Source organism: Streptomyces malachitofuscus (assembly GCF_055571035.1).
Genome location: NZ_JBVIGA010000019.1, coordinates 15,100 through 34,614, shown reverse-complemented (window position 1 = coordinate 34,614; position 19,515 = coordinate 15,100). Strand labels below are relative to the sequence as shown.

The window sequence follows — 19,515 nt, the reverse complement described above, 5'->3', positions numbered from 1 at the left end:
GGGGGCAGGGGGCGTCGGTCACCAGGGCGGCCGGTAGCCGGTGGTGAGTTTCCGGCCGGTGTGCCGCCACTTGGGCTCCTTGTCCACCGTCCGCGCCGTCATGGTCCGCAGCCTGCGCACCACGCCCCCGTAGGCGCCGCTGGCGGTGGTGGAGATCTTCGCGCCGGGAGGCTCGTCCATGAACGGCATGAACTTGTCGGGGAAGCCGGGCATGGTGCAGGCGATGCAGATGCCGCCGACGTTGGGACAGCCGCCGATGCCGTTCATCCAGCCGCGCTTGGGGACGTTGCACTTCACCACGGGCCCCCAGCAGCCGATCTTCACCAGGCACTGCGGCGAGTCGTACGACAGGGCGAACTGGCCCTGCTCGTAGTAGCCGGCCCGGTCGCACCCCTCGTGCACGGTGGCCCCGAACAGCCATGTGGGACGGAGCTTGTCGTCCAGCGGGATCATCGGCGCGGAGCCCGCGGCCTGGTAGAGCAGATAGGTGAGGGTCTCGGCGAAGTTGTCCGGCTGGATGGGGCAGCCCGGGACGCAGACGATGGGGATGCCGGCCTTCGACTTCCAGTCCCAGCCCAGATAGTCCGGCACACCCATGGCGCCGGTCGGGTTCCCCGCCATGGCGTGGATGCCGCCGTAGGTGGCGCAGGTGCCGATGGCCACGACGGCGAGGGCCTTGGGGGCGAGCCGGTCGATCCACTCGCTGGTGGTGATGGGCTGACCGGTCTCCGGGTTGTCCCCGAAGCCGCACCAGTAGCCCTCCTTCTTGATGGCCTCGTTCGGCACGGACCCCTCGATCACCAGGACGAACGGATCGATCTCCCCGCGCTCGCCCTTGAAGAACCACTCGATGAACGTGTCCGCGCCGCCGACCGGTCCGCACTCGAAGTCGATGAGCGGCCAGTGCACGGCGATCTTCGGCAGGCCGGGCAGAGCGCCGAGCGCGATCTCCTCGATGCTGGGCTGCATGGCGGCGGTCAGCGCGACCGAGTCGCCGTCGCAACTCAGGCCGGCGTTGATCCAGAGGATGTGGATCGGTTGGTCGTCCGTGCCGACGGCGCCGGACGTCTCCGGTTCGGCGCTCGAGGCCGGGGGTGCTGCGTTCATCGGGGCCTCCTGGGGAGGAATGCGGCGATGCCGATGTCTCGGCCCGTGTCCGTGGCTCAAGCGTCGGCCACACCGGCCGGCACCGCAGGCGGGACGGCCGGCGGTTCCTTGCGGCAGAAGGCCCTGCGGAGCGCGTGGTAGGACGCGGTGGGGTCGAAGAAGATCCTGTGCATGTGCGCGAGTTCCCGCTCGCGCACCGCCGCCAGAGGGGTGACGGCCTCCCGGCGCTCGCTCTCGGCCTTCTTCGCGACGAGCCGTGACTGCGCCCGGGAGGAGCCGGCCAGGCGCTGAGCCAGCCGGGTGACCTCGCGGGAGAAACGGGCCGGAGCGCAGTCGATCACCCGGTCGGCCAGGCCGATGTCGCGGGCCTGTCCGGCCCCGAGCGGGAGCGCTTCCCGCATGAGTCGCTCCGCCGCCGCGGCGCCCACCCGGCGCGGCAGGCTGTACGTCCAGTACTCGGAGCCGTACAGGCCCATGAGGCGGTAGTGCGGGTTGAGCACCGAGCCGGAGCGGCACCACACCTCGTCGGCGGCCAGCGCCAGCATGACGCCCCCGGCCGCCGCGTTGCCGCCGACCGCGGCGACGACGAGCCGGTCGGTGGTGGTCAGGACGGCCTCGACCAGGTCGTTCATCGCGTTGATGGTGGACCAGGACTCCAGCGCCGGGTTTGCCGCCGCCTCGATGACATGCAGATGGATGCCGTTGGAGAAGAAGTCGCGGCCGCCCCCGAGGACCAGCACGGACGTGGGCCGCTCGCAGGCAGCCCGGTACGCCTCCAGCAGCCGCCGGCAGTGGTCGGTGGACATCGCGCCGCCGGGGAAGGAGAACCACAGCATCCCCACCGCGCCGTCCTCCCGGTACCGGATGTCCGACCAGGGGGCCCCGTCCCCGGCGGGGCACAGCGGCGGCGTGGACAGCCGCGGCAGCCGGGGCAGCCGGTCGCCCAGGGCGAGCACGGCGGGCAGCTTGCAGGCGCGCGGCGCACCCGGGCCGGTACGGGCCCGCAGCTCGGGGAGCCACACCGCGCCGTCGGCCGTGGCCCGGCAGACCGCCCCCGCCCGGGTGGCCAGCAGCTCGCCGGGGCGTCCGCGCAGCCGGTACTCGGGATGACCGCCGTGCAGGAACCATTCCTCACCGAGCAGTTCGTCGAGGACGCCGGGCTGGGAGTCGGCGGCGCGCAGCTTGCGCAGCACCGTCCCGGTCGGGTCGTCGGCCCACGCGATACGACGGGTGCCCTGTCGCATCGGCGGGCGGGTCCGGGCGCCCGGCGCGGCCGGCAGGGAGCTCTGTGCGGCGGGGGAGTGGCGGCCCGAGGCGAACCGTTCGACGGCGGTCAGTACGGCGTCCACGGCGGCGTCGGACAACTCGTTGCGGTACAGATCGCTCTTGCCGGTGCGGGTCACGGGGAACGCCGTCGTGGCCCACACGGGCCCCGCGTCCATCTCCTCCTCGGCCTGGAGCACGGTGACCCCCCAGGCGGTGGCGTCCTCGTGGATCGCCCAGTCCAGGGAGGACGGCCCCCGGTCGCCGACGGGCCCCGGGTGCACGATCAGGCACGTCCGGGTCGTCCACACCTCGCGCGGGACGACCGTCTTCAGCATCGGCGCCACGACGAGCCGGGGATCGTGCCGGTCCACGGCGCGGACCACGTCACCGCTCGTGGGCGTCACTTCGACGGCGACGGCGTGCCCGCGGACCCGCAGCTCGGCGTGGACCCGCTGAGTGAGGCTGTTGTAGGCACTGGCGATGAGCAGGATGCGCATGGCGACAGCCCTTCCGGGGTTGCTGAGGCCGTCGGCGGGAGACGGCCCGGCTGTCTGCGATGGTCGGGCATCCGGAGCCGGAAGCGTCGACACGAATCCCTCTCATCACCCGTGCGAGTGATGGTTCCGGCCGCATGCGAGGCGGACAGGTGGCTACAGATCGCGCATTATCCGATATGCCATGGATTGAGATGAGTGGGAGGCTTTGTGTGCCGGGGCACTGTGGATGTGCTCCCTATGAGCGGACAGGTGGGCCGACACATGCCCGATGATCGCAAGTCGCCGAAGCCGTCGCGGGACCGCGGGCCCGGTCGCCATCAGGGGACCGAACAGCACGGCTGGTCGCCCGACGTCGACGAGACACGGCAGCAGGAGAACCCGAGCGCTCGCCGCTCCTTCTACGCGGAGGAACACGCGCCCTCACGCGGAGCGGGCCGCAGGCACGTCGAGGAGGAACGCACGTCCGTCCCCGGCGACGTCGCGCGCAGCGGCACGCGACGGGGCGAGGAGTACGCGGAGCACAGTGAGGAGGGGAGGCGGGACACGGGACGCCGGGGCCGGTCCGCGCGTCCCAGCGGTACCAAGGACGACTCCGCCTTCACCGGGGTCGACCCGGACGACTCCGGATCCGGACCCCGGCCGGGCTGACGGACGGGGTCACTCCACGGGCCAGGTATGGACCGGGGCGTTGAGGTGCATGTACTCGATGTACTGCTGCGTCATGCGCCGCAGCGCCTCGTGGCGGCCGCAGTGCGCGGTCGCGTCGATGTGGTGGAACATCTCCTTCTGCCACACCGCCCCGTTGCGGCCCGTGACGCACCGCTGCTCGATGATGCCGAGCAGCGGTTCCCGCCAGGCCTCGTCCATCCCGGAGCGCTCCAGGCCGCGGTGCGCCAGCGGCAGCAGTCGCCGCAGCACGAGTTCGGCCGCCGGCACCTCGCCCATGCCGGGCCAGTACAGCCGGGCGTCGATGCCGTACCGCGCGGCCGACCTCAGGTTGTCCTCGGCGGCCGAGAAGGACATCCGTGACCACACCGGACGTTCCTCCTCCACCAGGGCGCGGGTGAGACCGTAGTAGAAGGCGCCGTTGGCGAGGGTGTCCGCGACGGTCGGGCCGCCGGGCAGCACCCGGTTCTCCACCCGGACGTGCGGCTTGTCGTGCGCCACGGCGTACACCGGCCGGTTCCAGCGGTAGATGGTGCCGTTGTGCAGGGTCAGCTCGCCGAGTTCCGGGATGTCGCCGCGGGTGAGGGTCTCCGCCGGGTCCTGGTCGTCGCACAGGGGGAGCAGGGCCGGGAAGTAGCGCAGGTTCTCCTCGAAGAGGTCGAAGACGCTGGTGATCCAGCGCTCGCCGAACCACACCCGGGGCCGCACGCCCTGCGCCTTGATCTCCTGCGGGCGGGTGTCGGTGGCCTGCTCGAACAGCGGGATGCGCGTCTCGTGCCACAGTTCCTTGCCGAAGAGGAAGGGCGAGTTGGCCGCGAGCGCGACCTGGACCCCGGCGATGGCCTGCGCCGCGTTCCAGTAGTCGGCGAACTGTTCGGGGGAGACCTGGAGGTGGAACTGCGTGCTGGTGCACGCGGCCTCCGGTGTGATGGTGTCCGCGTAGGTCCGCAGCCGGTCGATGCCGGTCACCTCGATGTGCAGGTCCTCGCCGCGTGCCGCGAAGATCTGGTCGTTGAGCAGCCGGTAGCGCGGGTTCTCCGACAGCGCGCCCTCGCCGACGTCCTCCTGCCGCAGGGTGGGCAGGATGCCCGTCATGATCAGATGCGTGCCGATGGACCTGGCGCGGTGCTCCGCGTGGTTCAGCGCCGCGCGGATCTCCGACTCCCAGGCGTCGGGCCCGCCCGCCGTGAGCCGTCGGGGGGCGATGTTGATCTCGAGGTTGAACCGGCCGAGTTCGGTGTCCCAGGCCGGGTCCGCGATGGCCTCGAGCACGTCGGTGTTGCGCATCGCGGGCTCGGCCCGGTCGTCGACCAGATTCAGTTCGATCTCGAGCCCCACTTGGGGCCGCTCGGCCTCGAAGCGCGACTCGCGCAGCATATGCGCCAGCGCTTCGAGGCACTCCTGCATCTTGATCCGGTAGCGGCGGCGATCCTCGCGGGTGAAGGTGAGCGCCGGGACGTCGCGTCCCATCGGTCTCCCTCCAGGGCTGTCGTCCTCGGAACCTGACCACCCAAGCGTCGCACCGGCGGACGACTCCGACCACGCGAAGCGCTTCAGCCCTTCGCGCCGTCGGCGAGGAAGACGGTCAGGCTGTCGAGGAGCATGGTGCTGCCCTGCTCGGCCATGTCGCGCTCCTCCGCCGTGTCGCACGCCTGGCGGAGGACGATCCGCGTCCGCGGGCCGTCCTCGGCGAGTTCGACGGCCATCGTCGAGGGCGCGGGCTTCCCGGGGACGTCCATGCCCACCACCAGCAGGCGGGCGACGTCGACATCGAGGTAGGAGCCGGTCAACGGGAACTCACCGCCGTCCGGGGTGACCATGGTGGCCTTCCAGGCGCCGCCCGGCCGTACGTCCATCTCGACGGAGCCGGGAGCCGCGTAGGCCCACCGGGCGTACTGGTCGGGGGTGGTCCAGGCCTGCCACACCCGGGCCGCGGGGGCGTCCAGGGCGCGGGTCAGGGTGTACGAGAAGTCGGTGCCGTTGCTCATCATGTTTCCTTCGTCCGGTGGGCCGGCCCCCGGCGGGCCGGTCGCATCTGTGGACGGCCGGGAGCGCGGAAAGTCATCGGCGCGACGAGGATGTATTTCGTTGACAACAGGCTGTTCATCCCTGAGGCTGGGCCCATGGCGCAGACCTCTGAGCACCCCACCGACCCCTTCACACCCCCGAGTTCCGACGCGGCGCGCGTGCACCGGACGCACGCCTCCTTGTTCCGCATCGCCGAACGGCACGCGGCCACCGACGGGCAGCGCCGTCGGCAGACCCACCCCGGAGTGATCAGCCCGCACGAGGCGGTCCGGCTGGTGTCGTTCCTGCTCAGCGGCGCCGCGCTGCTCGAGGACGGTGAACCGGAGGTGGACCGCGCGGACATCACGGCCGCGCTGAGCCTCGTACCGCGCGCGCGTGCGGAGATGGACGAACTGGAGGTCGGTCTCCTGCAGATGGCGCGAGGGCGCGGCATGACCTGGCCGGAGATCGCCTTCGGACTCGGCCTGGGCAGCCCCCAGGCCGCCCGGCAGCGCTACGAGAGGCTGGCCGAGCGCACCGACGCCGGCACGGACTGACCGGGGCCCGCCGCGTCGCCCCCGCCGTGGACGCGTTCGCCCACGGCGAGGGCGGCCTGCCGCCAGGCGGCGCCGACCGCCCGGTGGGCCACCGTCGTGCCGGCCGACGTCCCGGACGGCAGGTGCACCGGACGGCCGACGTGGACGTGGAACCGCGGACGGCGCACCGGGGCCGTGAGCACACCGGCCAGTTGCTTGGCGACCGGACCGGAGGCGAGCCGCCGGGCTCCCGCCTGGCCCACGGGCACGACCGGCGCTCCGGTGGCGGCCGCGAGCCGTGCCAGGCCGGTGCGGAAGGGCCGGGGCGGGGCCGACGCCGCGTCCTCGCGCAGCGGCAGGCCCCCTTCCGCGTAGATGAGGACATGGCGTCCCGACCGCACCGCCTCCGCCGCGGCGTCGAGCGCGTCCGACGCGCGGGCCGTCCTCCGGTGCACCGGGATGTGGCCGCCCCCGGCCAGGGCGCGTCCCAGCACCGGTACGCGCCACAGCCCCGCCGTCGCCATGACGGCCGGCGTCACACCGATGCCGCGCAGAGCGGCCAGCACGACGGCCGGATCGGCCACCGAGTCGTGGTTGGCGACGAAGACACTGCCCCCGGCGAAGGGCTCCTCGGCGTCGAGGGTGACGGTGAGCCGCCCGAACAACGGCAGCAGGACAGCGGCGGCACGGCTGAGCACGGAACGTCCTTCCGGAAGACGGGAACCTCGCCGCCCAGCCTCGCGCCCGCACCGCCCCCGCGCCTGAGTACGTGTACCCGGACCGTCGTGTGCCGCGTACTCGGCTTCCCACCGGGACGGTCGTCAGCGTTCTCGCGCCGGCGCCGTACGACGCATCGCCCGACGATGCCCTGGGTACCCGCCACGTCCTCGCGCGGATCCGCCGCGCCGCCCCGGTACGGGAGGCCTCCATGGCCGAGATCGGCCCCATCGACCTGCAGGAGGCCGTCTTCGACCACGCACAGCGCCCGCGCGGCGCCCGCCACCCGCGCGTCCGAACCGGAAGGCGGTACCGGCCATGACCGAGTACGAGCGTTCACGCACGATGCCCGCACAGCCCGAGCATGTCTTCGACCAGGCTGCGAACATCGACCAGATGGGTGACTGGCTGCCCGAGGCGCTCCATGTGCACGCCGACGAGCTGCCCGCCGTCACCGTGCACGAGGACCGTCTCGACGAGGACACCTCCGCGCTGCTGCGCGCCCGGCGCGACCAGATGCGGCTCGAATGGGGCACACGTGACCAGGGCGGTTACACCGGCTGGTTGCAGGTCGCCGGAATGGGCAGCGGAGCGAGCGAGGTCACGGTGCACCTGTCCTTCTTCGACGACAGCCACGACCCGGGCGAACAGCGGGTGGGCGACGCTCTGGACTCGAGCCTGAGGCGCCTGGAGGAACAGGTGCGGCTGCGCGTCGACAACGCGGCCGGCTGAACGTCTCCACGGAGGACCGCCGCTGTTGCGCGGCCCGCTACCAGTGGGCGGGGCGGTCCAGCGCGGGAGGCAGCACCGTGGTGGCGTCACCCCTGGCGGCGTTCACCTGCGCCTGGGTGAGGAAGAGGGCGCCGGTGAGGTCGGCGCCGCTGAGGTCGGCGTCGCGCAGATCGGCCCCGATCAGGTCGGCGTCCCGCAGATCCGCGCCCGTGAGATCCGCGGCGACGAGCAGGGCACCGCGCAGACTGGCCCCCCTCAGATCGGCGCCGGACAGCCTCGCGCCGACCAGATCGGCCCCGCGGTGATTCTTCCTGCGCCCGGGCACATGGGCCCGGGCCAGCTCACCGGCCCGCAGCAGCAGCACGTTGACCTCGCCGCGCAGTGCGTTCACATCCAGCTCGACGAGCGACTCGGCGCTGCCGTGGGTCAGGCCGTCGATCCGGGCCAGCGCCCGCCGCAGTTCCCTGTGCACGGGCCGGGCCGGCGGCAGGGCGAGGGCCTCGGTGATGTACCAGAGAAGCTCCTGCAACTGCCGCATGACGGGGAAGACCGTGAACATGCCGCGCGCCGTCTCCGGCGCCTGGCGCCAGTCGGTGCCGCCGAAGGTGACCTGGGACACCTTCTGCCCGGCGCCGAAGCAGTCGAAGACGGTGCAGCCGGGGTACCCCTCGTCGCGCAGCCGCTCGTGGATGCCGCAGCGGAAGTCGCTCCGCAGGTGGGAGCACGGCCGCCCGGCGGGTTTGTCGGCGGCGAAGTCGGAGGAGCGGGCGAAGGGCAGCGCCACGCAGCACAGCCCGAAGCACGAGGAGCAGTCGGCCCGAAGGTCCCCGCGGTCCCCCGGGGAGGCGGGGGTTTCGTACTGTGGCGACACCGTGCGTGCTCCAGTCGTGCGGCGAGCACTGCACACCGCGGCGCTCCGGGACCGGCCCATTCTCGCAGACGGCCGCCGTCGCCGGCACACGCCGCCGGAGCCTCAGAAGCGGTCCGTCCTCGCTTCCGCCTCCCCGCCGTCGGAGCCCGGCGGCGCGAGCCCCGGCGGCCCGGCACTGCGGGGCAGTTCGGCCCAGACCGTGCGTCCGGACCGGCCCGGAACGCTGGTGACCGCCCAGTCGCTGCTGAGCGCGTCGACCAGGAGCAGCCCACGGCCGTTCTGGTCGTCGGGGCCCGGCCGGCGGAGCACGGGCAGTCCGGAGCCGCGGGCCTGGTCCTCGACCTCGATCCGGATCACGTCCGGTGCCAGGAGCAGCCGGAAGCGGATCCGGTCGCCGGCTGAGTGGGTGAGCGCGTTGGTGACGAGTTCCGAGGTCACGATGACAGCGTTGTCACACACGTCGTGACCGATGCCCCGCGCGGTCAGCAGGTCGCGCACGCCGCACCGGGCGGTGCGCACCGACGCCGGAGCCGTCGGCAGGTCGAACGTGCGCGTCTCCCGAAGGGCGTGGGGCCCGGAGGCGAGACGGCCGGGGCCGTCCGGCTGGGGGAGTGGAGCCGGATGCCCGCCTCCGGGTGATCTGGGGAGGAGCTCGTTCCGGGCGTGGTGCAGCGGCCTGGGTAAGGGGAGCCGAGCCATCTCCGTGGGCCTTTCGTCTGCCTGCGCGCGGGGGTCCCGTCCCACCTCGGCCGGGGGTCAACCGGCCGACTCCGTAAGGCTGTTCAGCAGCCGTGGGGACGGTGCGAACACTGTGGCACCTGTCAACGGCGGGCCGCAACCGGCAAGTTGAAAATTGCAGCCGGCTGCGGGCATGCTGCTCCCGGCAGCGCCTGATCGACTGTGTCCAGGGCGAGTGACGCGTGGGACGGTGAGCCCGGAGAACCGATGTGAGGGGGCACGGCGTGACCGCGGAGACCGACTGGGGCGGTGCCCCTTCCGTCCTGCGCATGATCCTCGGCAGACAACTCGAGGAGTTGCGCGGCCGGGCCGGTCTCACCTACGAGGAGGCGGGCGCGGCCATCGGCGTCAGTCACTCCACGATCCGCCGGATGGAAGCCGCCAAGGTGGCCCGGCTCAGGCTCGCGGACGCCGAGAAGCTGCTCCGCGTCTACGGGGTGAGGGACCAGCAGGAGATCGACACCTTTCTGAAGTCGGTCCGTGAGGCCAACAAGCGGGGGTGGTGGCACACCTACCGCGACGTCATGCCGGACTGGTTCGCCGCCTACCTCAGCCTGGAACAGGCGGCCCTGCAGATCCGCGCCTACGAGAGCCAGATCGTGCACGGGCTGCTGCAGACCGAGGCCTACGCACGCGCCCTGCTGAGCGCCGGCAACCCGCACGCCCCCGCCGAGGCGACCGAGCGCCGGATCGCCCTGCGGATGCGCCGGCAGGAGTTGCTGCGGCGCGAGGCGCCGCCACGGGTGTGGGTGGTGATGGACGAGACGGTGCTCCGCTGGCCGGTCGGCGGCGCGGACGTGATGCGCACCCAGATCGACCACCTCATCGAGCTCCAGCGGCTGCCCCAGGTGACGCTGCAGATCATGCCGTTCTCCAACGGCCCGCACCCGGCCGTGCGCGCCGGTGCCTTCCAGCTCTTCCGGTTCCGGGCGCGTGAACTGCCCGACATCGTCTATCTCGACGGCCTGGTCGGCGCCGTCTACCTCGACAAGGGCGCCGACGTCGTGGTGTACCGGGAGGCCCTCGACCGGGTGAGTGCGCAGGCGACACCCGTGCGAAGAACCGAGGCCGTCCTCGAACGGATCCGCAAGGACCTCTGAGTCACCCCGCCCGACGCAGCCCCCACGACGTACGAAGGAGACCCGAAGGTGCCCGAGAACGGATGGTCGGCCGACCGCATCGACACCGAGAACGCACACTCCGCGCGGATCTACGACTACATACTCGGCGGCAAGGACTACTACCCGGCCGACCAGGAGGCCGGCGACGCCATGGCCCGGGAGTGGCCGGCGCTTCCCGTCCACATGCGCGCCAACCGGGACTGGATGAACCGGGCCGTCCGCTGGCTCGTCGAGGAAGCGGGGATGCGCCAGTTCCTGGACATCGGGACCGGCATCCCCACCTCCCCGAACCTGCACGAGATCGCCCAGTCGGTGGACCCCGGAGCACGCGTGGTCTACGTCGACAACGACCCGATCGTGCTCACCCTCTCCCAGGGACTCCTGGCCAGCACGCCCGAGGGCAGGACGTCGTACATCGAGGCCGACTTCCGTGACCCGGCGAGCATCCTGGACGCGCCGGAACTGCGGGAGACCCTCGACCTGGACCGGCCGGTGGCCCTGACGGTCATCGCCATCGTCCACTTCGTCCTCGACGAGGACGACGCCGTCGGCATCGTCCGCCGGCTCCTGGAGCCGCTCCCGCCGGGCAGTCACCTGGCGATGACGATCGGCACGGCGGAGTTCGCCCCCGAGGAGGTGGGCCGGGTGGCGCGTGAGTACGCGGCCCGCAACATGCCGATGCGGCTGCGCACCATCGACGAGGCCCACGAGTTCTTCGAGGGCCTGGAGCTGGTCGACCCGGGCATCGTCCAGGTGCACAAGTGGCACCCGGACGGCACCGGCGAACAGGGCATCCGGGACGAGGACATCGCCATGTACGGAGCGGTCGCCCGCAAGCCGTAGCACGATGGCCGGGCACCGGTACGGCCGTCAGTCCACCACCGTCTCCCAGGTGTCGACGGCGTAGTGGACCGTCATTCCGTGGCGGTCGTACAGGCGCGGGGCGCCGGTGGTGTTCTCCGTGTCCACGCCGAGGCCCACGGTGTCCCGGCCCCGTGCGGCGAAGGCCGCGAACGCGTGCCGCAGCAAGAACCCGCCCAGGCCCCGGCCGCGCGCCCCGGACAGCACACCGAGGCTGCGGATCCACCCCATGGCCTCGCGGTCGCCACGGGCGAGCAGGAAGCCGGCGTCGCCCAGTTCGTCGGTGGACACGATCCACACCAGGGACCAGTCCAGCCCCTCGGCGTCGATGTCGTGCAGCCACGTCTCGTAGGCGCGCGGCTGGAAGTCGAAGTGGCCGGCGAACGACGCCTGGTACAGCTCGTGCACCCGCAGCCGGTCCGCCTCCGCGGTGCAGTCGCGCACGCGTACGCCGGCCGGAACCGCGGGCACCGTGTCGCGCGCCGGGTCGAGGGGGCGGCGCAGCACGTGATACCGGCGTACGACGCGCCAGTCACGTGCCCGCAGCAGCCCGGTGTCCAGCGTGGGCGCCGCATTGAGGTGGAGGTGCACCACCGCCCGCGCCGCGCCGTTCTCCCGGGCCTTCTCCAGCGCCCTGACCTCCATCGCCTCCAGCATGCGGGCGGCGGCACCCTGGTGTTCGGGCAGGACGTACTGGTCGATGTCCACGCGCTCGCCGTCGGACTCGTCCCACAGCAGCCCGTAGGCGACCAGGCGGTCGCCGTCCAGCACCAGCCAGGAGTCGCGCTCCAGGTCGGTTCCGGGATGCTTCAGGTCGGCCTGGACGGTGTGCAGGTCGGTCTCGGGCCGGCCGATCTCGATCTCGTCGACCCGGTTGAGCAGTTCGGTGATGGCCGGGGCGTCGGTGAGCGCGGCGGGACGCTGCGAATAGCGCATGGGCACCAAGGGTCGGGCGGTGGCGCCCGCCGCGCAACGGCTTTTCCCGGGAGCGGGTCCGAACCCGCTCCCGCCGGCCGTCGCGGGCGGGATCAGCGGGGGGTGCGGGCGCGGTGCTGCTCGCTGAGGACCGCCGCCATCAGCTCGGGGTCGAGTACGGAGACGTCGGCGAGCCGGGTGGAGGCGGTGAGGGAGTTCAGCAGGGCCTTGGTGACCCGCAGCGCGGGGGCCGGCCGCCGCAGGAGGGGCTTGACCCAGGCCGTGACGGCGTCGTCGAGGGCTTCCTCGGGCACGACCTTCTGGAGGACCGACAGGGTGTGGGCCTCGGCCGCGTCGAAGACCCGGCCGGTGAGGATGATGTCGCGGACGCGGGCCGCTCCGGCCTCGCTGATGAGGCGCGGGAGCAGACCGCCCCAGGCGGTGGGCAGGCCGAGGGCGAGTTCGGGCAGGCGGAAGGCCGCGGTGTCGGCGCCGACCCGCAGGTCGCAGGCGAGGGCGAGGGCGAGACCGGCGCCGACGGCCTTGCCCTGGACGCGGGCGACGGTGACGGCGGGGTTGGCGGCGAGGGCGTCGCACACGCGCCGGGCCCGCGTCCCGGAGGCGCGGATGCCGCCGCCGGCGGGGTCGTGGGCGAGGTGCTCGGCGAATTCGCCCCGGTCGCCGCCGAGGCAGAAGTCGTCCCCGGCGGCGGTGAGCACCAGCACCCGTACCGCCGGGTCCTGGTCGTCGAGGACGGTGAGGAGGTCGTCCAGCATGGTGTCGGTGACGGCGTTGCCCTGTTCGGGAACGTTCAGTTCGACGGTGAGGAGAGGACCCTGCCGGTGGACGCGCAGGGTCTTGAGTATCCGGTCGGCGGGGAGGGCGGGGACGTCGGCGAGCGGCGGGGCGTTCATGCGGTGACCTTCAGGGAGGTGATGCGGCGGAAGACGATCCGGGAGGTGTCGTAGGAGGGGGGTGCGGTGGGCCGCAGGGTGGGGAAGCGCTCCAGCACCTGAGCGAGCAGTTCGCGGGCCTCGAGCCGTCCGAGACCCGCTCCGAGGCAGTAGTGGGCGCCGCCGCCGAAGGTGAGGTGGCCGCCGCCGCGCCGGATGTCGAAGACGTGCGGGTCGGGGTTGCGACGGGGGTCGTGGGCGGCCGACCCGTACAGCACGTGGACGGTCGTGTCCTTGGCGACGGGCGTGCCGGCGAGGACGGTGTCCTCGGCCGCGAAACGGGAGTTGAGCCACACCGGCGGGTCGTAGCGCAGGGTCTCCTCGACCGCGTCGTCGATGTGCTGCGGGTTGCGGCGCAGCCAGGCGGCGCGGGAGGGCTCCTGGGTGAGCAGCCAGACGACGTTGGTGAGCAGCACCGCGGTGGTCTCGAGCGAGGCGATGGTGATGAACATCGTCAGGTCGTAGAGCACCTGGTCCGCGGCGGCCCGGTCGTCGGGGTACCGGGCGTCCCAGTAGCGGATCCAGCCGGTGAGGGCATCGTCGCCGGGACGGTTCCGCCGCTGCCGGATCAGCTCGGTGAAGAAGACCCGCATCTCGAGTGTCGCCCTGGCCGAAACGGCCAGTTGGCTCTTGGTGGGCAGCAGTTCCTGGGCGTAGACCTGCCGGTGGGTGAAGTCCAGGATGTGGGCGAAGTGCTCCTCGGGGATGCCGAGCCAGTCACCGACGGTCCGCATGGGGAGCTGCTCGCTGACGGTCTCGACGAAGTCCGCCGTCCCGTCCACGCGCAGCCGTTTCTCGAGGTCGTCCAGCAGCCCGGAGGCCAGGGCGGCGATCCTGGGGCGCAGCGCCTCCAGGGCGGCGCGGTCGAAGGGGTTGCCGAGGGCGCGTCGTTGGCAGGTGTGGGCGGGCGCGTTGAGGCGGATGAGGGTGCGGGTCATTTCCCGGGTGGCGGGGGCCTGCCAGCGCTCGGGGTCGGGCCGGCGGTCCTGCCAGGCGAAGTCCGGTACGAGCCAGTCCCTGCCGCGCAGGACCTGGCTGCATGCCGCGAACCCGGTGACGAAGTAGCCGCCCCAGGGGGCGCGTACGACGTCCCCCAGGGCCCGCAACTCCTCCCAGACGGGCAGTGGGTCGGCCTGCCCCTCGCTCGAACGCAGGCGGCGGAGGAGGGAGATGACGGCTCGGCGGTCGGTCGTGCCGCGTATGTCGCCAACGGCGGTCACGCAGAGCTCCTTTGACTGGGCGCTGTCGATCAATACCGCCGGAACCTACCCCTCCACCCTCCCTCGTCATGCGCCGCTGCGTGTTGCTCCTGTCACATGCAGTGCATCAGACCCGGAAGATGTCCAGGAAGCTGCTCCAGAACCCCTTCTTCCGCGCCGGTTCCTGCCGGACCGGGGCGGACGCCGACGCCGGGAGCGGCTGGGCACCCGAAGCCGCCGAGCGGCTCTGGACCGCGGCCGCCATCCGGGTGGCGGGCGTGGGACTGAACGTCACCGGAAGCGAGACCAGGGCCCGGTGGAACGGCCCCGGCCGCCACCGGAGGTCCTTCTCCGGCACCGCCAGCGTGAGGTCCGGCAGGGCGTTGAGCAGCCGTTCGATCGCGGTGGTCGCGATGACCTGCGCCGGGTCCTTGGCGGGACAGGCGTGCGGCCCGGCGCCCCACGCGAGATGGGCACCCCTGCTGTGCGCGCGGCGCGCCTCGGCGAGCGCGGGATCGCTGTTGGCGCCGGCGAAGGAGATCACGACCGGCGTGTTGGCCTCGGCCACGTAGCCGCCCAGATCCACGTCCTGCACCGGGTAGTGGGTGGCGTAGTTGGCGATGGGCGTCTGGTTCCACAGCACGTGGTCCAGCGCCTCCTCGATCAGCATGCCGCTCTGCCGGCCGCCCGCGCCGGACAGCAGCAGCACCAGGGCGTTGCCGATGAGGTTGCGCTCGGGCTCCACGCCCGCGCCCATCAGCATCACCAGCTGGTCCTTGAGCTCCTCGTCGGTCAGCCCGGCCGGGTGCTGGATCAGCCACGAGGTGACGTCGTCGCCCGGCCGGCGCCGCTTGAGCGCGATCAGCTCCATGAGGCAGGCGGTGAGGTCCTCGTTGGCGCGCAGCGCGTCCTTGCCGTCGAAGATCGCCGACATGGAGGTGGTGAGGGTGTCGCCGATGTCCGCCGGGCAGCCGAACAGCTTGTTGAACAGCAGCAGGGGCAGCAGTTTGGCGTAGTCGTTGAGCAGGTCGGCGCGGCCCCGCTCGCTGAAACCGTCCAGCAGGTAGTCGGCGATGGGCTCGACGTCGCGGCGGATCCGGGTGATGTTGAGCTGCGCCAGACTGTCGACCACGGCCTTGCGCAGCCGCAGGTGCACCGCACCGTCGGTGAACAGGCAGTTGGGCCGGTACGCCATCATCGGCAGCAGCGGGTTGTCCATGCCGATCCGGCCCTCGTTGAGCGCCGTCCAGCGGCGGGCGTCGCGGGCGAACAGCTCCGTGTTCTGCAGCACGCGCAGTGCCGTCTCGTGGCCGACGACCAGCGTGGCGTCGACGCCGGGGGAGAGCTCCACGGGGCCGGCCGGGGCATGGGCGCGCAGCCGGTCGTAGACCTGCTGCGGGTCGGCGGCGAACGCCGTGTCGTGCATGGGGCATCTGCCGACGGTGGCGGCGGATGAGGTGTCAGGGTCCATGAGGTCTTCCTTAGTGATCCGGGAACCGCCGTTCCCGGTCCGGGCGGGCGCGCGGCGGTCAGGCCACGCGCTCGAGCAGGTGTCTCACCAGTGCGATCAGCGCCTTGGCGGAAGACTGCTGGTCGCGGGCGTCGCAGTACACGACGGGAGTGTCCGGGAGGAGGTCCAGCGCCTCACGCACCTCGGCCTCGCTGTAGGTGGCCGAGGGGTCGAAGCAGTTGACGGCGATGGCGTACTCCAGGCCGTACCCCTCGACGAGGTCGATGACGGGGAAGGTCTCCTCCAGCCGGGCCGGGTCGACCAGGAGCAGCGCTCCGAGCGCGCCGCGTGCCATGTCCTCCCACAGCTGCATGAAGCGCTGCTGACCGGGGGTGCCGAACAGGTACAGCACCAGGTCCTCGCTCAGGGTGAGGCGGCCGAAGTCCAGGGCGACCGTGGTGGTGGTCTTGTCCGCGACTCCCCTCAGGTCGTCGATGTGGACGGACGCCTGGGTCATCTTCTCCTCGGTGCGCAGCGGAGTGATCTCCGACAGCGAGCCGATGAACGTCGTCTTGCCCACGGCGAAATGCCCGACGACCAGGATCTTGGCGGCGTTGGTCACCGCGCTGGAGACGTAGATGGACTTCTGCGCCGTCTCAGCCGATGAGGGATTGGAGTCCATGCAGAACCTTCTCGAGGGTCGCTCTGTCAACGTTCTGGGCCCGGGGCGGCTCGGCCCGGCGCAGCAGGTGCCCCTGTTCCGATAAATCCGAGAGCAGCAGCCGGGCCACGCCGACGGGCAGGCCGAGATGGCCCGCCACCTCGGCGACCGACAGGTAGCCACCCGCGCACAGCTCCCAGATCGCCCGGACCTCGGGACCGGCCCCCAGCGGAAGCGTCCGCTCGGGAGCCAGGGTGACCAAGGTGTGCAGCGACAGTTCGTCGGAGGACGGCAGGCTCCGCCCGCCGGTGATGACGTAGGAGCGGACGAAGTCACTGGTGACGGGTGCTTCCTCGCCGGGCGTCGTCATGCGCCGCCGCCGTGGTCGGAGCGCGGCGCCACGCTCATCGCCTTGCTCAGTGCCGTGACCGTCTTCTGCATACGGAACGACATGGCCTCCATGTCGACGTCCAGCGCCGCCGAGACCGCGAGGTAGGCGCCCTGCCCCGCGGCGATCAGGAAGATCCAGCCGCCGTCGTACTCCAGCAGCGTCTGCTTCCAGATGCCGTGCCCGGCCCCCACGAAGCCGGCGACCGCCCGGCTGAGGGACTGCATGGAGCTCATCGCGGCGGCGTTGGTCTCCGCGTCGTCGCGTGAGATGTCGTCCGAACGCTGCAGCAGCAGGCCGTCACCCGAGACGAGGACCGCGTGGCGGGCTCCACGCACCTCGAGCACGTCGTTCAGCACCCACGACAGGTCGGTGTTCACTGGTGGTCAGGTCCTTCCGTGGTGTTCGTGTTCCGCCCGAGCTGGGTGCCGCGTGCGAACGCCCCGAGGCGCGACGCGGTCACCTCACCGGCCGACTCGGACGTCTGCTCGTCGATGGCGGGCTCCGGGGCCGGCACCACCGAGATGGGCCCCTGACGCCGGCGGCGCTTGGGCAGCCCGCCGCTCGTCGTGCCCACCACGTGCGAGGGGCCCACCGGGACGGGGGCCAGCCGCTGCGGCGGGCTCTCCTGGTATTCGGCCGCGGGCTCCCGCGCCGGTTCGGCGGGGGCGACGGCCTCGGCCGCCAGGAGACTCTCCGGGACACGGATCACTGCGCGCACTCCGCCGTAGGGGGACACGGAACCGACGGAGACGGCGAAGCCGTACCGCGCGGCGAGCATGCCGCACACCGCGAACCCGAACCGCGGCGGGTCACCGAGACCGGTGATGTCGACCGGGCCGTCCGCGGTCAGCAGGGCTGCCGCACGGTCCTTGGTCTCCTGGTCCATGCCCAGACCGGCGTCGTCGACGATGAAGCACACACCCGTCGGCACGGCCTGGATGTTGACCTCGACCGGGGTACCGGGAGCGCTGTAGGTGGTCGCGTTGTCCAGCAGCTCGGCCAGCACCACAGCCACCGGCTCGACCGCCTTGCTGGAGACGGCGACGCTGGCCTGGGCGTGGATGCTCACCCGGTTGAAGTCCTTGATGCGGCCCTGGGCGCTGCGGGCCACGTCGTAGACGGTCGCCACGCCCTCGCGCCGGCCCAGCCACCCGCCGCAGAGCACCGAGATGCCCTTGGCCCGGCGGCTGAACTGACTGCCGGTGTGGTCCACCGACATCAGGTCGGCCAGCACCTCGGTGTCGTTGCCGTACTTCTGCAACAACCCGTCCAGGAGCAGCTGCTGTTCCTCGGCGAGCGACTGCAGCGTGCCCATCGCCGACTTCAGTACGGCCTTGGTCGCCGACTCGGCGTCGGCGCGGACGTCCGCGAGGTCACCGCGGTGCCGGCCTTCCATGGTGGCGATGTGCCCCTGGAGCTGGTCGATACGGCCCCGGGCCTGGCCCAGGTTCGTCTCCAGGTCGCTCCTCGTTCTTCGGAGCGCCAGATTGGTTCTCCGTGCTCGCTGCACTGCGAAGACCGCAGCGACGAGCACCACAAGCAGGATCCACAGGAGTGGATCCTCGATCAAAGACGTCATGAGACTCTCTTCAAGTCGCATCGCGTCGGGAGAGCGGGAAGGCCGCGCGTCCGTGGGTCGCGTCCGGCCGTGGCACGGCGCGGATCCACGGGCGGACCAAAGCGTCAACTCCTCAGCGATGGGGCCTTAGAGACTGTCCCCCGTACGCGTTCATGACGCGCCGCCAGCCTACTGAAAGTCCGATGATCTTATCAGCCCTACGGTGGCAACACGCCTGTACCGGCAGCCACTTGACTTCCCTCACGAGACCCACACACCCGGGCGTGAAGCGGGCAGGAAGGTGAACCGTGAACGACCGTTTCGGTGTCCTCCGCGCCCGATGCGACCAGGGACGGAACAGGGCCGACCGGCCCTGGCCATCCGGCCCCGGACCGACGAGGATCCTGAGGTGAACCTGAACGCGGAGAACGAGGAGCACGCGATGGCGACCGGCGAGCAGCCCGGCCCCGACAACCCGATCCGGGTCTTCCTGCTGGACGACCACGAGGTGGTCCGGCGCGGGGTGCACGACCTGCTGAACGACGAGCCGGACATCACGGTGGTCGGCGAGGCCGCCACCGCCGAGCAGGCTCTCGTGCGCGTCCCCGCCCTGCGCCCCCAGGTCGCGGTCCTCGACGTACGGCTGCCCGACGGGGACGGCGTGAGCGTGTGCCGCGAGCTCCGCTCGGGCATGCCCGACCTGGCCTGTCTCATGCTGACCTCGTTCGACGACGAGGAGGCCCTGCTGGACTCCATCATGGCCGGAGCCTCCGGATACGTGCTCAAGCAGATCCGGGGCTCCGATCTGGTGACGGCCGTCCGGACGGTCGCCCGGGGCCAGTCGCTGCTCGACCCCAGCGCCACCACCAAGCTGATGGCCCGGCTGCGCGGCGGACAGCAGAAGGAGCAGGAGCGGCCGGACGCGCTGCCGGGGCTGACCGAACGGGAGCGGGAGATCCTCGCGCTGATCGGCGAGGGACTCACCAACCGGCAGATCGGCCAGCGCCTGTACCTGGCCGAGAAGACGGTGAAGAACCACATCTCCCGGCTGCTGGCCAAGCTCGGCGTGGAGCGCCGCATCCAGGCCGCCGTGATCGCCACCGAGGCCCGGGACCGCCTGAGGCACGAGGGCCACTGACCGTCACCGACCCCTGAGGCACGGCAGGCCGCTTCCCGACACCCGCGCCCGCCCGCATCGGTGCCGGCGTGGCGGATGCGCCCCTACGGCGCAGCAGACCGCCTCCCGCCGCCCGCCCGCATCGATGGCCG

The 19,515-nt window shown here is 71.9% G+C and carries 22 protein-coding genes; 7 read left to right on the top strand and 15 right to left on the bottom strand.

Going from position 1 to position 19,515, the window contains the following annotated elements; genetic code table 11:
- Positions 1–18: 18 nt before the first annotated feature.
- Both ACZ44S_RS25810 and ACZ44S_RS25805 read right to left on the bottom strand, forming a co-directional pair.
- Complete coding sequence (locus tag ACZ44S_RS25810; protein ID WP_466932935.1) at positions 19–1,107, bottom strand: NADH-quinone oxidoreductase subunit B family protein; 1,089 nt, start codon at positions 1,105–1,107, stop codon at positions 19–21.
- A gap of 56 nt (positions 1,108–1,163) precedes the next feature.
- Positions 1,164–2,870, bottom strand: a complete 1,707-nt coding sequence (locus ACZ44S_RS25805) for a hydrogenase maturation protein (RefSeq protein ID WP_466932933.1) — start codon at positions 2,868–2,870, stop codon at positions 1,164–1,166.
- Between the two features lie 261 nt (positions 2,871–3,131).
- Between ACZ44S_RS25805 and ACZ44S_RS25800 the strand changes: the two genes are divergently transcribed.
- Positions 3,132–3,518, top strand: coding sequence for a hypothetical protein (locus ACZ44S_RS25800; RefSeq protein WP_466932932.1), 387 nt, complete (start codon positions 3,132–3,134; stop codon positions 3,516–3,518).
- Positions 3,519–3,527: 9 nt separating this feature from the next.
- Here the strand turns inward: ACZ44S_RS25800 and ACZ44S_RS25795 are convergent, their stop codons facing one another.
- Together ACZ44S_RS25795 and ACZ44S_RS25790 are read right to left on the bottom strand one after the other, a co-directional pair.
- On the bottom strand, positions 3,528–5,006 hold the full coding sequence (locus ACZ44S_RS25795; RefSeq protein WP_466932930.1) for a glutamate-cysteine ligase family protein: 1,479 nt from the start codon (positions 5,004–5,006) through the stop codon (positions 3,528–3,530).
- Between the two features lie 83 nt (positions 5,007–5,089).
- Positions 5,090–5,524, bottom strand: coding sequence for an SRPBCC family protein (locus ACZ44S_RS25790; RefSeq protein ID WP_466932928.1), 435 nt, complete (start codon positions 5,522–5,524; stop codon positions 5,090–5,092).
- Between the two features lie 135 nt (positions 5,525–5,659).
- On the opposite strand from ACZ44S_RS25790, the gene ACZ44S_RS25785 reads away from it, so the two are divergent.
- Positions 5,660–6,100 (top strand): DNA-binding protein, encoded by a 441-nt coding sequence (locus ACZ44S_RS25785; protein ID WP_466932926.1) that lies wholly within the window; start codon positions 5,660–5,662, stop codon positions 6,098–6,100.
- On the opposite strand, the gene ACZ44S_RS25780 is transcribed toward ACZ44S_RS25785, so the two are convergent.
- Complete coding sequence (locus tag ACZ44S_RS25780; RefSeq protein ID WP_466932925.1) at positions 6,058–6,777, bottom strand: lysophospholipid acyltransferase family protein; 720 nt, start codon at positions 6,775–6,777, stop codon at positions 6,058–6,060. The genes ACZ44S_RS25785 and ACZ44S_RS25780 overlap by 43 nt on opposite strands.
- 89 nt (positions 6,778–6,866) lie before the next feature.
- Here ACZ44S_RS25780 and ACZ44S_RS25775 point away from each other — a divergent pair, with 89 nt between their 5' ends.
- Positions 6,867–7,118, top strand: a complete 252-nt coding sequence (locus ACZ44S_RS25775; RefSeq protein ID WP_466932923.1) for a hypothetical protein — start codon at positions 6,867–6,869, stop codon at positions 7,116–7,118.
- Positions 7,115–7,528 carry an SRPBCC family protein gene (locus ACZ44S_RS25770; protein WP_466932921.1) on the top strand — a complete coding sequence of 138 codons (414 nt, stop codon included), beginning with the start codon at positions 7,115–7,117 and terminating at the stop codon, positions 7,526–7,528. The genes ACZ44S_RS25775 and ACZ44S_RS25770 overlap by 4 nt, the downstream gene beginning before the upstream one ends.
- Before the next feature lie 37 nt (positions 7,529–7,565).
- On the opposite strand, the gene ACZ44S_RS25765 is transcribed toward ACZ44S_RS25770, so the two are convergent.
- A complete protein-coding gene (locus ACZ44S_RS25765; RefSeq protein WP_466932919.1) occupies positions 7,566–8,399 on the bottom strand; it encodes a pentapeptide repeat-containing protein in 834 nt (277 codons plus the stop codon).
- Between the two features lie 102 nt (positions 8,400–8,501).
- Positions 8,502–9,098, bottom strand: a complete 597-nt coding sequence (locus ACZ44S_RS25760; protein ID WP_466932917.1) for an ATP-binding protein — start codon at positions 9,096–9,098, stop codon at positions 8,502–8,504.
- Positions 9,099–9,361: 263 nt separating this feature from the next.
- On the opposite strand from ACZ44S_RS25760, the gene ACZ44S_RS25755 reads away from it, so the two are divergent.
- Together ACZ44S_RS25755 and ACZ44S_RS25750 are read left to right on the top strand one after the other, a co-directional pair.
- Positions 9,362–10,237, top strand: a complete 876-nt coding sequence (locus tag ACZ44S_RS25755; protein ID WP_466932914.1) for a helix-turn-helix domain-containing protein — start codon at positions 9,362–9,364, stop codon at positions 10,235–10,237.
- 48 nt (positions 10,238–10,285) lie between these two features.
- Positions 10,286–11,101 (top strand): SAM-dependent methyltransferase, encoded by an 816-nt coding sequence (locus tag ACZ44S_RS25750; protein ID WP_466932913.1) that lies wholly within the window; start codon positions 10,286–10,288, stop codon positions 11,099–11,101.
- A 27-nt stretch (positions 11,102–11,128) separates the two neighbouring features.
- On the opposite strand, the gene ACZ44S_RS25745 is transcribed toward ACZ44S_RS25750, so the two are convergent.
- The 8 genes from ACZ44S_RS25745 to ACZ44S_RS25710 all read right to left on the bottom strand — a co-directional run bounded on the left by ACZ44S_RS25745 (position 11,129) and on the right by ACZ44S_RS25710 (position 18,267).
- Positions 11,129–12,055, bottom strand: a complete 927-nt coding sequence (locus ACZ44S_RS25745; protein ID WP_466932911.1) for a GNAT family N-acetyltransferase — start codon at positions 12,053–12,055, stop codon at positions 11,129–11,131.
- Between the two features lie 92 nt (positions 12,056–12,147).
- Positions 12,148–12,948 (bottom strand): enoyl-CoA hydratase/isomerase family protein, encoded by an 801-nt coding sequence (locus tag ACZ44S_RS25740; RefSeq protein ID WP_466932909.1) that lies wholly within the window; start codon positions 12,946–12,948, stop codon positions 12,148–12,150.
- The gene (locus ACZ44S_RS25735; RefSeq protein WP_466932907.1) at positions 12,945–14,207 is read right to left on the bottom strand and encodes a cytochrome P450; all 1,263 of its coding nucleotides are present in this window, start codon (positions 14,205–14,207) and stop codon (positions 12,945–12,947) included. Before ACZ44S_RS25735 ends, ACZ44S_RS25740 begins: the two co-directional genes overlap by 4 nt.
- A gap of 106 nt (positions 14,208–14,313) precedes the next feature.
- Complete coding sequence (locus tag ACZ44S_RS25730; protein WP_466933195.1) at positions 14,314–15,612, bottom strand: cytochrome P450 family protein; 1,299 nt, start codon at positions 15,610–15,612, stop codon at positions 14,314–14,316.
- 103 nt (positions 15,613–15,715) lie between these two features.
- Positions 15,716–16,318, bottom strand: coding sequence for a GTP-binding protein (locus tag ACZ44S_RS25725; RefSeq protein WP_466932905.1), 603 nt, complete (start codon positions 16,316–16,318; stop codon positions 15,716–15,718).
- On the bottom strand, positions 16,293–16,667 hold the full coding sequence (locus ACZ44S_RS25720) for a DUF742 domain-containing protein (RefSeq protein ID WP_466932904.1): 375 nt from the start codon (positions 16,665–16,667) through the stop codon (positions 16,293–16,295). Before ACZ44S_RS25720 ends, ACZ44S_RS25725 begins: the two co-directional genes overlap by 26 nt.
- Entirely contained in the window at positions 16,664–17,065 is a 402-nt protein-coding gene (locus ACZ44S_RS25715; RefSeq protein WP_004921409.1) for a roadblock/LC7 domain-containing protein, read from the bottom strand. The genes ACZ44S_RS25720 and ACZ44S_RS25715 overlap by 4 nt, the downstream gene beginning before the upstream one ends.
- Positions 17,062–18,267 carry an ATP-binding protein gene (locus ACZ44S_RS25710; RefSeq protein ID WP_466932902.1) on the bottom strand — a complete coding sequence of 402 codons (1,206 nt, stop codon included), beginning with the start codon at positions 18,265–18,267 and terminating at the stop codon, positions 17,062–17,064. The genes ACZ44S_RS25715 and ACZ44S_RS25710 overlap by 4 nt, the downstream gene beginning before the upstream one ends.
- Before the next feature lie 421 nt (positions 18,268–18,688).
- On the opposite strand from ACZ44S_RS25710, the gene ACZ44S_RS25705 reads away from it, so the two are divergent.
- Positions 18,689–19,384, top strand: coding sequence for a response regulator (locus tag ACZ44S_RS25705; RefSeq protein ID WP_466933193.1), 696 nt, complete (start codon positions 18,689–18,691; stop codon positions 19,382–19,384).
- Positions 19,385–19,515 lie beyond the last annotated feature (131 nt).